Source organism: Dickeya sp. CFBP 2040, from assembly GCF_012273755.1.
Taxonomy (GTDB): Bacteria; Pseudomonadota; Gammaproteobacteria; order Enterobacterales; family Enterobacteriaceae; genus Dickeya; species Dickeya poaceiphila.
In genome coordinates this window covers 27,590-41,118 of sequence record NZ_JAAVXH010000097.1, presented here as the reverse complement: position 1 = coordinate 41,118, position 13,529 = coordinate 27,590, and the positions used below count along the sequence as shown (strand labels likewise).

12 protein-coding genes and 4 tRNA genes are annotated in these 13,529 nt (G+C 52.0%); 12 read left to right on the top strand and 4 right to left on the bottom strand.

Going from position 1 to position 13,529, the window contains the following annotated elements; translation table 11 throughout:
- Nucleotides 1–32: 32 nt before the first annotated feature.
- Nucleotides 33–1,442 carry a D-serine/D-alanine/glycine transporter gene (gene cycA, locus Dpoa2040_RS15640; protein WP_168641852.1) on the bottom strand — a complete coding sequence of 470 codons (1,410 nt, stop codon included), beginning with the start codon at nt 1,440–1,442 and terminating at the stop codon, nt 33–35.
- A gap of 314 nt (nt 1,443–1,756) precedes the next feature.
- On the opposite strand from cycA, the gene Dpoa2040_RS15635 reads away from it, so the two are divergent.
- A tRNA-Lys gene (locus tag Dpoa2040_RS15635) sits at nt 1,757–1,832 on the top strand.
- 335 nt (nt 1,833–2,167) lie between these two features.
- On the opposite strand, the gene Dpoa2040_RS15630 is transcribed toward Dpoa2040_RS15635, so the two are convergent.
- Nucleotides 2,168–2,392, bottom strand: coding sequence for a DUF2594 family protein (locus Dpoa2040_RS15630; protein WP_168641851.1), 225 nt, complete (start codon nt 2,390–2,392; stop codon nt 2,168–2,170).
- 640 nt (nt 2,393–3,032) lie between these two features.
- Between Dpoa2040_RS15630 and uvrY the strand changes: the two genes are divergently transcribed.
- From uvrY to Dpoa2040_RS15600, 6 genes are all read left to right on the top strand, one after another.
- Nucleotides 3,033–3,689: a UvrY/SirA/GacA family response regulator transcription factor gene (uvrY, locus tag Dpoa2040_RS15625; protein WP_042873973.1), complete on the top strand. Its 657-nt coding sequence runs from the start codon at nt 3,033–3,035 to the stop codon at nt 3,687–3,689.
- Nucleotides 3,682–5,514 carry an excinuclease ABC subunit UvrC gene (gene uvrC / locus Dpoa2040_RS15620; protein ID WP_168641850.1) on the top strand — a complete coding sequence of 611 codons (1,833 nt, stop codon included), beginning with the start codon at nt 3,682–3,684 and terminating at the stop codon, nt 5,512–5,514. Before uvrY ends, uvrC begins: the two co-directional genes overlap by 8 nt.
- A 57-nt stretch (nt 5,515–5,571) precedes the next feature.
- The gene (gene pgsA, locus Dpoa2040_RS15615; protein WP_146411169.1) at nt 5,572–6,120 is read left to right on the top strand and encodes a CDP-diacylglycerol--glycerol-3-phosphate 3-phosphatidyltransferase; all 549 of its coding nucleotides are present in this window, start codon (nt 5,572–5,574) and stop codon (nt 6,118–6,120) included.
- A 141-nt stretch (nt 6,121–6,261) separates the two neighbouring features.
- A tRNA-Gly gene (locus Dpoa2040_RS15610) sits at nt 6,262–6,337 on the top strand.
- 25 nt (nt 6,338–6,362) lie between these two features.
- Nucleotides 6,363–6,436, top strand: a tRNA-Cys gene (locus tag Dpoa2040_RS15605).
- 8 nt (nt 6,437–6,444) lie between these two features.
- Nucleotides 6,445–6,531, top strand: a tRNA-Leu gene (locus tag Dpoa2040_RS15600).
- 227 nt (nt 6,532–6,758) lie between these two features.
- Here the strand turns inward: Dpoa2040_RS15600 and Dpoa2040_RS15595 are convergent.
- Nucleotides 6,759–7,007, bottom strand: coding sequence for an ogr/Delta-like zinc finger family protein (locus Dpoa2040_RS15595; RefSeq protein ID WP_168641849.1), 249 nt, complete (start codon nt 7,005–7,007; stop codon nt 6,759–6,761).
- 36 nt (nt 7,008–7,043) lie between these two features.
- A complete protein-coding gene (locus tag Dpoa2040_RS15590) occupies nt 7,044–8,183 on the bottom strand; it encodes a phage late control D family protein (RefSeq protein ID WP_168641865.1) in 1,140 nt (379 codons plus the stop codon).
- Nucleotides 8,184–8,336: 153 nt separating this feature from the next.
- On the opposite strand from Dpoa2040_RS15590, the gene Dpoa2040_RS15585 reads away from it, so the two are divergent.
- From Dpoa2040_RS15585 to Dpoa2040_RS15565, 5 genes are read left to right on the top strand one after another with little or no spacing between them, the layout of a single operon-like run.
- Nucleotides 8,337–9,515, top strand: a complete 1,179-nt coding sequence (locus Dpoa2040_RS15585; protein ID WP_168641848.1) for a phage tail sheath family protein — start codon at nt 8,337–8,339, stop codon at nt 9,513–9,515.
- On the top strand, nt 9,516–10,031 hold the full coding sequence (locus tag Dpoa2040_RS15580) for a phage major tail tube protein (RefSeq protein ID WP_168641847.1): 516 nt from the start codon (nt 9,516–9,518) through the stop codon (nt 10,029–10,031).
- Nucleotides 10,032–10,078: 47 nt separating this feature from the next.
- The gene (locus Dpoa2040_RS15575; protein ID WP_042871419.1) at nt 10,079–10,396 is read left to right on the top strand and encodes a phage tail assembly protein; all 318 of its coding nucleotides are present in this window, start codon (nt 10,079–10,081) and stop codon (nt 10,394–10,396) included.
- Between the two features lie 5 nt (nt 10,397–10,401).
- On the top strand, nt 10,402–10,560 hold the full coding sequence (locus Dpoa2040_RS15570; RefSeq protein ID WP_042871416.1) for a GpE family phage tail protein: 159 nt from the start codon (nt 10,402–10,404) through the stop codon (nt 10,558–10,560).
- Complete coding sequence (locus Dpoa2040_RS15565) at nt 10,547–13,522, top strand: phage tail tape measure protein (protein ID WP_168641846.1); 2,976 nt, start codon at nt 10,547–10,549, stop codon at nt 13,520–13,522. The genes Dpoa2040_RS15570 and Dpoa2040_RS15565 overlap by 14 nt, the downstream gene beginning before the upstream one ends.
- Nucleotides 13,523–13,529 lie beyond the last annotated feature (7 nt).

Sequence of the window (13,529 nt, the reverse complement as noted above, 5' to 3'; positions counted from 1 at the left end):
GCACTGTTTTAAATTGGCGCTGGTACTGAGTGCTACGCTTGAGAATCAGCGTTGGCTCTACCATGGCGAATGAAGAAGTAGGTGATCGCCAGAACCACAAACCACATAGGTGTGACTATCAATGCCTGCAACGTATCTGGTTGCAATGTCAGTAATATCAGCACGAAAGCAAAGAAAGCCAGACAGGCCCAGCTCATCACCATTCCCCATGGCATTTTATATGAAGATGCGTGGTGCAACTGTGGCCGATGCTTGCGGTACACCAGGTAAGAGCACAGGATAATACTCCACACGAACATGAAAAGAATGGCAGATACGGTGGTGACCAGCGTAAAAACTGTCATGACATTCGGAATCAAGTAGATCAGCACAACACCTGAGAGCAGGCACAGGCACGAAAAAAGGAGCCCTGCTGAGGGCACCGCACGTTTTGATAGCTGGCCAAAACGCGCTGGTGCATCACCTTGTCTGGCTAGCCCAAATAACATACGGCTAGTCGAGAACACGCCGCTATTAGCTGAAGATGCTGCTGATGTGAGTACTACGAAGTTAATGACGCTGGCTGCGGCCGGAAAACCTACTAATACAAACATCTCAACAAACGGGCTGCGGTCTGCTGCAATATGGCTCCATGGAGTAACCGACATAATCATCATCAACGCAAATACATAAAACATAATGATACGTATCGGTATAGCGTTGATTGCTCGTGGCAAAACCACTGTCGGATTTTTAGTTTCCGCAGCTGTAGTACCGACCAGTTCAATGCCGACAAATGCAAACACAGCGATTTGAAAACCAGCGAAAAAACCGCTGAGTCCTTTCGGAAAAAGTCCACCGTCCTGCCACAGGTTGGTCACGGATGCCACGGCACCGGATGGTGAGGTAAAGTTCATGATGACCAGCCCAACGCCAATGATGATCAGCGTGACGATAGCAACAATTTTGATCATGGCGAACCAAAATTCCATTTCGCCAAACAGCTTGACGGTAGCCAGATTTAAGGTCAAAAGTAGCAGAACGCATAGCAGAGAACTGAGCCATTGCGACAGCTCAGGGAACCAGAACTGTGCGTAAGCACTGATGGCGACAACATCGGCAATACCTGTTACAACCCAGCAAAACCAGTAAGTCCAACCGGTAAAAAAGCCTGCCCATGGTCCTAGCAGGTCGGCGGCGAAGTCACTGAACGATTTGTAATTGAGATCGGAAAGTAACAATTCCCCCATGGCGCGCATGACAAAAAACAGCATGAACCCGATTATCATGTAAACAAAGATAATTGATGGGCCAGCAAGGCTGATGGTTTTTCCCGACCCCATAAACAAGCCTGTACCAATTGCGCCACCGATGGCGATCAACTGAATATGGCGATTGGTCAGATTGCGCCGTAGGTCGCTGTGCCCTGTTGTGCCTGGGATATGATGCGTTTGTTCTGTCATGTAATATTATTTCCGGATTGTGTCTGTCATAGTGGGGTTTGACAGGTTTGCTGTTCCTGCCACCCGTGAGATATAAAAAAGTCACAGTGTTTAATAGTAACACGGTATTCATCTGATGATGTGTTGCAGCGCCTCTCCAGTCTGTCAGGAGCAAACGTTTCCGTCAGAAGAAATATTAACCATAGGTATCTTGTTGAGGCCAGAAGGGAAAATCGTGATAGGTTACAAGATGTTTGAGGAATACTCTGACTTCTGAAAAAAGAAGATGAACTGTTTGACAGATGACGTTAAGAAGAGAATAATCCGTCCCCGTTGGGTCGTTAGCTCAGTTGGTAGAGCAGTTGACTCTTAATCAATTGGTCATAGGTTCGAGCCCTATACGACCCACCAACACTTCTTTTAATTGCCTAAAGCAAGTTTCATCAAACAATTCCTGCCATTTGATTTCAAAACTGATTTAATTGTTATTTTTGGGAAATTAATTGATTAAAAATAAAACTTATTAGACTTCTCGTTTTATTGTTTATTCGATAACAATCTATATTAGATTAAATGTATCTATTGTACTTCAAGGCGTAGGCGTGTCGTCTAAAACTCGAATTGTTTAGGATATATAACTTCCCCGAACCGGAGTTCACTATTATTTATGTCTGTTTATTTTTTGAAGGAAAAGATTTTATACCCATCGGACCTTTATCACTATGCTGTTGGCCGATGGGCTTTGATTAGCGGCGGTAAACGGTTTTGATTTGATTAATGGTGGTACTAAATATTTCTGCCTGAGCAGGGTCTTCCAGTTGTGCTGCGTATTTTTCCATGCTAATGATAACTTTGCCTGCATCAGCCTGGCCGATAGATTTTAGTATCAACGTCATCAATACCTTCATGCAACTGGCTTCATGAGCCAGTGTTTCTGGTGTGGAGGCTGTTGGAAAGTCATTATTGTTCATAGTATCTCCTTTAACAAACGCAAGCCGATGCAATGGGCCCTGGGATTGGTTCTGCACCATGATACAGTTGGTGACATAACAAAAATTGGTCTTATTATACCATGAACTACAATGCGTCTGGTGAAGAAAATAGCCCCATCAGGCCATAAAATCGCCTTGTTTTTATCTGTTTATGCCACATTTTGCCCATATTTGATCAATATGCGTTTGGCATTGTAAATGCGTTTGAGTAGACACCTTGCAATTTTTATATGGATATTTTGGAAGAGGTGTATTATTTGTAGTAAATAGCCAGTGCAGCAAAGCGACAAGACAGTTACAATAGATGAGAGCTGTTGCTGGCCTGATTGGATGTAGGTGCAAGCTTTTATAGTTCATTGATTAAATTTAAATTTTCTATTTTTAGACGTTCAACACGTCTGTTTCTCTAAAAAACCAGGTTTGAAACATGAATACTGTGATGGGAGTAAGTTCTTTAGATGATGCGCGGTAGGTATCATTTATAGGCTTTTATGATAATACCATACAGTAGAATAAAAATACACTTCCAATTGAAAAGTGTGTTCATTTTTTCGAAACCACGTAGTATCACCTGCAACGGAATTGTCTGCAAGTGTTACTCTTTTTGGAGAATTGTTCTTTGATTAGCGTTTTTCTTGTTGATGACCATGAACTGGTGCGAGCAGGGATACGGCGCATTCTTGACGATATTAAAGGCCTCAAGGTTGTTGGTGAGGCTCAGTGCGGTGAAGATGCGGTCAAATGGTGCCGTAATAACAGTGTGGACGTTGTGTTGATGGATATGAACATGCCAGGAATCGGCGGCCTGGAAGCAACACGCAAAATTGTACGATTTTCCCCTGAAATTAAAGTTATAGTGCTAACTATTTACACAGAGAACCCATTACCTGCTAAAGTAATGCAGGCAGGCGCGGCAGGTTACCTTAGCAAGGGAGCCACGCCGGAAGAGGTAATCTGTGCCATTCGCTCTGTACATGCCGGTAAGCGATATATTGCGTCGGATATCGCCCAGCAAATGGCATTGAGTCAGTTGGAGCCACAGACAGAAACACCGTTGGAGTGTCTTTCTGAGCGTGAATTGCAGATTATGATCATGATCACCAAAGGGCAGAAAGTGACAGAGATCTCTGATCAACTCAACCTTAGCCCAAAAACGGTCAATAGTTATCGTTACCGAATGTTTAATAAACTAAACATCAATGGTGATGTTGAACTAACGCATCTGGCGATTCGACATGGACTCTTTAATGCGGAGACATTGATTAGTAGTGACTGAACGTTTTGATGCCCAGGCTTTTCTGAAGACTGTAACCAGTCAGCCTGGGGTTTATCGTATGTATGATGCTAGCGACACGGTTATCTACGTCGGTAAAGCCAAAGATCTGAAGAAACGCCTTTCAAGTTATTTTCGTGCTCATGTTGCTAGCCGTAAAACAGAGGCTTTGGTGAAAAGTATCCGGCAGATCGATGTGACGATCACGCATACTGAAACCGAGGCTCTATTACTTGAGCACAACTATATCAAACGCTATCAGCCACGCTACAACGTGTTGTTACGTGATGATAAGTCATACCCGATGATTTTCCTCAGCGGGGATGAGCATCCCCGGTTGTCTGTTCACCGTGGTGCCAAACACGCCAAAGGCGAATATTTTGGTCCGTTTCCTAATGGCAATGCTGTTCGTGAAACGCTGATGTTATTACAAAAACTATTCCCTATCCGTCAGTGTGAAAATAGCGTATACCGCAACCGTTCTCGCCCTTGCCTGCAATATCAGATTGGTCGCTGCCTTGGACCTTGCGTCAGTGGCCTTGTTAGTGATGAAGAGTACCAACAACAGGTTGAATATGTGCGTCTTTTTCTGTCAGGCAAAGATCAGCAGGTGCTAACCCGATTGATTGACCGTATGGAAACAGCGAGCAGTGAATTAAGGTTTGAAGAGGCCGCACGTATCCGTGATCAAATTCAGGCTGTACGCCGTGTCACTGAAAAACAATTTGTCTCTGGCGATGGTGATGACCTTGACGTAATCGGCGTGGCTTTCGATGCTGGCATGGCATGTGTGCATGTGCTCTTTATTCGTCAGGGAAAGGTTCTGGGCAGTCGCAGCTATTTTCCCAAAGTTCCTGGTGGGACTGAGCTGGCGGAAGTGGTGCAGACATTTGTGGGGCAGTTCTATTTGCAAGGCAGTGTTTCTCGTACCCTACCGTCTGAAATCTTGCTGGATTTTTCTTTGCCTGAGCATCAGTTGCTGGCTGAGTCGCTAACCGATCAGGCGGGCCGTAAAATTCAGATTCAAACCCGTCCTCGGGGTGACCGCGCACGCTACCTTAAACTGGCGCGTACCAACGCCCATACAGCACTAACGACGAAGTTGTCACAACAGTCGACTATCCAGCAACGTCTGACGGCGTTAGCATCGGTGCTTGGCATTGAAAAAATCAAGCGTATGGAGTGTTTTGATATTAGCCATACTATGGGAGAGCAGACGGTGGCCTCCTGTGTTGTGTTCAATGCAGATGGGCCAGTACGCTCGGAATATCGTCGCTACAACATTACCGGTATCACACCAGGGGACGACTATGCAGCAATGAATCAAGTGCTGAGACGTCGCTATGGTAAGTCAATTGACGAAGGTAAGATTCCTGATGTAATTGTAATCGATGGCGGAAAAGGGCAACTGGCGCAGGCCAAGGGTGTTTTTGCATCATTGCAGGTACCGTGGGATACATCCCGACCTTTACTGTTGGGTGTTGCGAAAGGTAGTGATCGTAAGGCTGGGCTTGAGAAGCTATTTTTTGAAGCGACAGGCGAGGGTGTGGCCTTGCCCGCTGATTCACCAGCATTACATGTGATTCAGCATATTCGAGACGATTCACATAATCATGCTATCAGTGGTCACCGTAAACAGCGCGCCAAGGTCAAAAGCACCAGTTCTCTGGAGACTATCGAAGGAGTAGGGCCTAAGCGACGTCAGATTTTGCTGAAGTACATGGGGGGGTTACAGCCGCTGATGAATGCAAGTGTGGAGGACATTGCCAACGTACCGGGAATTTCACATGCGCTGGCAGAAAAAATCTTTCATGCATTGAAACACTAGAGGCAATGTAGCAACATAGCCCTATTATCTTTCGGGCCAGACAGTTACCCAGACGCTATGCGATTTAATATACCAACGTGGCTTACCCTGTTTCGTGTTGTGCTCATCCCATTCTTTGTGTTGGCGTTTTATCTGCCATTCAGTTGGGCACCGATGGTCTGTGCTAGCATTTTTGTTTTTGCAGCCGTGACAGACTGGTTTGATGGTTTTCTTGCCCGCTTATGGAGACAAACTACCCGGTTTGGTGCTTTTTTGGATCCTGTTGCTGACAAAGTCATGGTCGCGGTTGCTTTGGTGCTGGTATCTGAGCATTATCATTCATGGTGGATTACCTTACCCGCCGCTACGATGATTGCGCGTGAGATCATTATTTCTGCCTTGCGCGAATGGATGGCCGAACTGGGTAAACGCAGCAGCGTGGCGGTTTCCTGGATTGGCAAGATTAAAACTACTGCGCAGATGGTTGCGCTAGTAGGTTTGCTGTGGCGACCGGAACGCATGGTAGAGGCTGCTGGCGTGGCTGCTTTGTATGTGGCCGCTGTATTGACGTTCTGGTCGATGTTTCAGTATCTGAGCGCAGCCTGGCGTGATTTGCTTGAACATTGATCGTCTCGCCTTAAAAAACAGCAAACGATCCAAGCGGGGTGATAATTTTATTGACTCACCGCGTCAGGTAAGTAGAATGCACCGCATCGACAGGAACATAGTTTATTGAAAATACTTAATAAACAACCTGTTCTGTAAAATGCGGGAATAGCTCAGTTGGTAGAGCACGACCTTGCCAAGGTCGGGGTCGCGAGTTCGAGTCTCGTTTCCCGCTCCAAATCGATTTAGTAGTACCAATATAGGGCGCGTTGGCAGAGTGGCCATGCAGCGGATTGCAAATCCGTCCACCTCGGTTCGACTCCGGGACGCGCCTCCAATATCTGAGCCCAGATGGTGAAATCGGTAGACACAAGGGATTTAAAATCCCTCGGCGTTCGCGCTGTGCGGGTTCAAGTCCCGCTCTGGGCACCATGCGATAAGTGCTTGTGATATAAAGAAATAATTAAAAGAACATGACCGCCACGAGGCGGTTTTTTTGTGTCTGTCATTTGGCAAGTGGCAGCAAAATGGCAGCAGAGTGGCAGCACCCGTTTTTCAGGTACAAAAAAGACGGTCTTCAATCAGCCGCCATTGTTAACCGTGGTTGAATAATCGATACCCAAACAGAAGCCCCGCACTCATCCTGCGGGGCTTTTGTTTTACAACGCCAGATTCAACTGATCCCGTCCGTAATGCGATGCCGGAAAGGCGTCTTGCGGGATAAAGTCAGGCGGTAGCGGGTCTTCCCGTGTACGCTTTGATACGCGCCGTTCTACCGTGTTGAGGGTGGTAAATGTCTCACTACATTCCAGATTTTGGCACTGGTGGTACTGCCGGATGGTGATATCGCTCAGGCGGCGACTGGTACGGGTGCGGGCCATGGCCCTGCAGAAAGGACATCTGAACATAATGGCTCCCCTGTGGGAGTTGAACTCGCCGCCATTTTATTCACTTTCTGCTATCCAGTCAGGGATTTTTGCTTCCAGTTCCAGACGGGTGGTAAAGCCGTTGCCATCAATAACGTGTTCCGCGCGAGCGATGATCCAGTCCTGATTGTCGATATCCGGTTTAAAGCCGCTTACTGTCAGGTGCATTTCGGGATACAGCTCAGCACGGCCACGCGCCAGGGTAATCGAAAATTCAGCGGCCCCGCGTTGCAACTGTCGCCATTTAGCTGCCGCCGCCCGTTTTGCGGTTTCTTCATTCTGATAGGTTTTCCGCAGTACGAACACGTTACCTTCAGCGCCGGTGATGTAGTCGCCTTCACGGCTGCTGCTTTTCTCCTTTTTCGGTTTGGGCTTTGTCCGGCGGCGCTTTACGCTGACCTTCTTCTTTTTACCGAATTTCAGATCCAGCCAGTAGGCGCGCACACCGGTGTAGGCATCCCGATCCGCAATGCGAAAACGGTGACCGTCACCACTGCTGCGGGTGATACTGGCTGACGGCAGCGCCTTGCCGGATGCCGTCACACCGCCGCCGGGCAGGATAAACAGCAAGGTACCGTTTTTGATGGTGGCAATCGCCCCCAGTTGCTCGGCCATCCGGGTCAGGAATGACATATCACTCTTTTCCGTCTGATCAGCATGGTCTATTTCGATATGCATCAGCATATCGCTGATTTGCGCCTTCATGCCGTAGCGGTGCGCAATCGCCGACACGACACGCTCTACCGTCACGTCATGCCAGGAAACCTCCCGTTTCACGTTGAATTCTTCGCGGAAATCCGCACTTCTGGCCGTAACACCCAGCACATCGGGTGGGCCTTCGTGGGAAATCTCATCCACGGTATACAGCCCTTTGTAAGTCAGCGCTTCACCCTGCCAGCCGATGGACAGTGCAATCTGAGCGCCACGCGGCGGTAGTTCCACACGTCCGTCACTGTCGTCTATCGACAGCGTGAGCTGGTCGGCTTCAAAGCCCCGGTTGTCGGTCAGTGACAGCGAGATTAGCCGGTCGCTCAGTTCCTTCAGCGATTTCCCACCCAGCGTAATGCTGAAGGCCGGGCTTTTTACCGCCTCGGTTAGCGCATCATCGTAGCGTTTCGCCGTAGTGATAAGTGAGTCAGCCAGATCGGTGATAGCCATCGTTTCCCCCTTGTTTTCGCGCATGATTTCACGCGCACGCGTGGGGAAAAATGGCTTTTTGTTGTCGCCGGACGGCCAGACCCGGCAACGCGTGAGTGTGCGGCGGATATCGGGGATTATCGCCATGAACTCAATAACGTAATGGTGGCGAACATGTCCGAGACACGTTTCCACGGTGTGCGCGTTCGTGAAAATACCGACCTGGTAACCGCAATCAATGACATTGATTCCAGTGTGATTGGCGTGGTGGCCGTGGCGGAGGATGCGGACGCAGACACCTTTCCCCTGAATACGCCGGTGCTCATCACACGGGTGAATAGCGTGCTGGGCAAAGCGGGTAAAACCGGCTCGCTCTACAAGACGCTGAAAGCCATTTCTGACCAGACCAGCCCGAAAGTGATCGTGGTACGGGTGGCAGCAGCAACCGAAGGCGGCGACAAAACCCAGTCCCAACTGATTATCGGCGGGACAGCGGCAGACGGCAGTTACACCGGCATGTACGCCTTGCTGACGGCAGAAGCAAAAGTTAATTACCGGCCCCGGATTCTGTCGGTACCGGACTATGACACCGCCGAAGTTACATCAGCGCTGTGTGTGATTGCACAAAACCTGCGGGCGTTTGTCTACGCCGGTTGTCACGGTTGCACCACGATGGCGGAGGCCATCACCTACCGTGCGCAGTTTGCGTATCGTGAGCTGATGCTGATCTGGCCGGATTTCATCGCCTACAACCCGCTTACCGGCAGCAATGAAACCTTTCCGGCGTCGTCGTATGCCTGCGGCCTGCGCGCAGCGATTGATAACGATCAGGGCTGGCATAAGTCGCTGTCGAACGTGGCAGTGAATAACGTGCTGGGCATCTCGCGGGATGTGTTCTGGTCGCTTCAGGCCGAAGACAGCGACGCCAATGAACTCAACAACCGGGAGATCACCACGCTGATTAAGCGCAACGGATTCCGCTTCTGGGGCAACCGCACCACCGATACCCATGATTATCTGTTTGAGGTGTACACCCGTACCGCGCAAATCCTCGCTGACAGTATCGCGGAAGTGCAGTTTGAAGCCGTTGACGAGCCACTGACCCCGGCCAACGTGAAAGACGTGGTGAACGGCATCAACGGCAAGCTGAGCGCGCTGGTCACGGCGGGCAGGCTGATCGGCGGGGAATGCTGGTTCGATATTCAGGACAACCCCACAACCGGCCTGCGGCAGGGACAGGTGCGCGTGCGTTACAAGTACACGCCGGTGCCGCCGCTGGAAGACCTGACGTTATACCAGACCTTCACCGATGACTATTTTGATTCCGCGTTCTCGTCGCTGGGAGGTGTGTAAATGGCCGTACCGCATAAATTGCGCCTGTTCACCTGTTTTGTGAACGGCAACAACCAGATCGGCAAGGTCACGTCCGTCACGCTGCCAAAGCTGACCCGCAAGACTGAAGACTTTCAGGGCGCGGGCATGATTGGCTCGGTAGCGGTCGATCTCGGTATGGATTCCGGCGCGCTGGAAGCGCAGATGGTCGTCGGCGGCATGGAGAAAAAGCTGTTGCTGGAATACGGCGGCGATATCGATGACGTTCGCCTGCGCTTTGCGGGGGAATACTACACCGACGGCGATAGCCAGCTTGTTGAAGTGGAAATGCGCGGGCGTATTACCGAGATAGACGGCGGCGAGTCCAAGCAAGGCGAAGACACGTCCGTTACCTATGCGCTGAAAAACGCCTATTACAAGCTGTCGATTGACGATCAATCGGTGCTGGAAATTGACCTGCTGAATTTCATCTACAAGAAAAACGGCAAAAACATCTACCCGGATCGCATCACGTCTGCGCTGGGGCTGGGTAACTGAACAACCTGAATCATGGCGGCCACATTAGCCGCCCGGAGCCTGTCACCATGAACACACCGAACAACAACACCGTAACCCTGGCGACGCCTATTATGCGGGGCGACAGCACTATCAGCCAGGTGACCATTACCGACGATATCAAACAGGCTGGCTCATTGCGTGGCCTGCGGCTGGTCAACGTCCTGAATATGGATGTGGATTCCATCACCACCCTGTTAACACGCGTTACCTCGCCAAAACTGAAACTGGCCGAGATCAACGCGATGGATACCCGCGATTTCATGCGACTGGCGGAGGCAATCACGCCTTTTTTAGTGCATGTGGAGCCTGGCGAGCCGAACGCGGAGGTGACGGAGGAAGCGTAACCGTCTTGCAGTTCGATCAGATAGACGATCTGGTCGCTGATATCGCCGTTGTTTTTAACTGGCCGCCCTCTGAACTGTTCAGCATGGATCTGGGCGAGGTGATAGCCTGGCGTACGCGGGCGGCTATCCGAAGTGGAGCCAGTGAAGCCGATGAAAAGCCTTGATATCCGCGTAGCCTTCAGCGCTATCGACCGGCTGACCCGCCCGGTCAACGCCGCCCGCCAGAGTGCGGGCGGTTTGTCTGAATCCCTCAAACGCACCCAGGCCGCTATTAAGGATCTGGACACTCAGTCCAGGACCTTCAACCGCCTGCGCGACAGCGTACAAAAGACCTCACGCAAGATTGATGAAGCCAGCCGCAGCCTGGACGGGCTGAAAAAGGCCCAGCAAAACAACACTGTGCTGACCGATAAGCAACGGGAACACATGGCCGCACTGGCCGCCAAACTAGAGCGGCTGAACATCACCCGCGATCAGGAAATGGTCAAGCTGCGCGCTGCCTCACAAGCGTTGCGCGGTCACGGTGTGTCACTGGTTGGCAGTAATGCCACTATCCAGAGCGCCATCCGGCGTACCGAACAATATAACCAGACCCTGGAGCGAGAGCGGCGGCAACTGGCTGCCGTTACGCAGGCACGCGCCCGTTATGAGCGAATGCAGCAGACCGCGGGCAAACTACGTGGCAGCGGCACGATGGCGGTGGCGGGCGGGGCGGCAGCCGGATACGCAGGCGGGCAGTTTCTGGCCCCGGCGGTTGGGTTTGATGAAGAGATGTCACGCGTTCAGGCGCTGACCCGGCTGGATAAAGGCGATCAGCAACTGGCGGCCCTGCGGACGCAGGCCAAAAAGCTCGGCGCGGAAACCGCATTCACCACCCGCGACGCAGCCAGCGGTCAGGCGTTTCTGGCAATGGCCGGGTTTACGCCGCAGGCCATACAAGCGGCATTGCCGGGCGTGCTGAATATGGCACTGGCCGGTGGCATGGAGCTGGGCGAAACCGCTGATATCGGGTCAAACATTCTTTCACAGTTCAATCTGGATGCCAGCCAGATGGATCGCGTGGGTGACGTACTGACCGGCACCTTTACCCGTACCAACACCGACCTGTTCAGCCTCGGCGAAACCATGAAATACACCGGCCCGGTGGCGGCCAAGCTGGGGATCAGCCTTGAATATGCGGCGGCGATGGCCGGTATGCTGGCGAATAACGGTATTCGCGGCAGTGATGCCGGTACCGCCATGCGTGCCAGCCTGGCCCGTCTGGCTTCACCGCCGAAAGCCGCAGCGGAAGCATTGAAAGAGCTGGGCGTGTCGGTAGCCGATGCCAAAGGCAAGATGCGGCCAATGCAGGACGTATTACGTGATCTCTACAAAGCCACCAAAAAATACGGCCAGGTCGATCAGGTGTCCTTCTTCAAAGATATTGCCGGGGAAGAGGCCTTTGTCGGTCTGCAAACGCTGGTTCAGTCGGCAGGCAGTGGCAAGCTGGATAAGTTATTCCAGGAGTTGCTAAAAGCCAAAGGTGAATCGGCGACTGTCGGTAAAAAGATGGCGGATAACCTGGGTGGCGACCTGAAAAACCTGGACAGTGCCTGGGAAGGTTTTCGCATTCAGGTTGAAGAGACGGCAGATAAGCCGCTGCGTAGCCTGACGCAGGGGTTAAGCGATGTGATCACCACTGTGAGCAACTGGGTGAATGAAAACCCCAAACTGACACAGACATTATTACTGACTGTCGGCGGTGCGCTGGCACTCGCGGTGGCGATCGGGGGAACCTCGCTGGCGATGGGCCTGCTGATGGGGCCGCTGGCTAAGCTCCAGCTCGGCTTTTCGCTGCTGCTGGGGGCGCGGGGCATCGGTGGTGCGGTGTCGATGTTTTCCGGGTTAAGTAGCCTGCTCAGTGGGCCGATGGCACGTATGGGCGGCTGGCTACAGCTTTTCTCCGGCAGCGCGGGCCGACTGACCGCGATACTGACCCCGCTACGAGGCATGTTACTGGCCGTGTTTACCTCACCGGCGGCGGCGTTGGGTTCACTGGTCAGGGGCGTCGGTGGGTTGTTGTTGCGGCTAAGCGGCCTGCCTGCACTGTGGAGCCTGGTCACCGGCGCTGTCTCGGCGTTAGGTGGCGTGTTGTCATTGCTGTTAAGCCCGGTTGGGTTGATTGGTGCGGCGTTTGTGGCGGCAGGGCTGCTTATCTGGCGATTTTGGGAGCCTGTCAAAACGTTTTTCAGCGGGATGTTTACCGGCATTGTTATCAGCCTTGGTCACATTCGTCAGGCATTTGCGGGCCTGGCTCCCGTCTTTGAGGTGATTGTGTCGGCTGTGTCGCGTCTGTGGGATCGATTTACGCAGCTCTTTCAGCCTATCCAGACCACAAAAAAGACGCTGGATGACTGCGCAATTGCGGGTTATGGGTTCGGCAAGGTGCTGGGGTCGGCGCTGGAAATGCTGTTATTGCCACTGCAAAAGCTGATGGAGGGGATCGGCTGGGTTCTGGAAAAGCTCGGTTTAATCCCGTCTGGTCTGGATGCGGCACAGAAAAAAGCCGATCAGTTGAAAGGCGAACTGACACCGGAAGGGAAAGACCGGTTGCAAGGTCTGGTTGCTAACCTGACCGGCGACCTGAAAGAGGCGACCACTGCACCGCCACCCGCGCCTAAGCCACCCCTGACCGGGGACAGCGGTACCCAGCGCCGTTTGCAGAAGATTGCCGACAACACCGGCGGCGTGCTGGAAGAAACCAAAAAGCGCATCGGCCCCGGCGATATCGTTTTCAAAAACCTGCCGAAAGCGCTGGCTGTGCGTGGCGAATGGCAGGAATCCCGGCTTACTGGCGGCACACCTTCTGCCCCCTCACAGCCTGCGCAGACCATGCAGGTGCTCAGCGACCGCCCCGCCGTGGTTGCGGCGACACAGCCCGTCAAACAAGCCGACGCGTCCCCGGTCAGTCGTCCGGCGGCCAGAACACCGGCGGCGGGCGGTTTCAATGGGGAAATTCATATACACCTGCACGGCGTTGAACGGCAGGACGCCCGCGAGCTGGGCCGTATTGTGGCCGATGCAGTCAGTGCCGAACTGGCCCGCCGCGACAGGCTTCAGCGTGGCAGTTTCAGAGACAGAGAGTAAGGAGAAA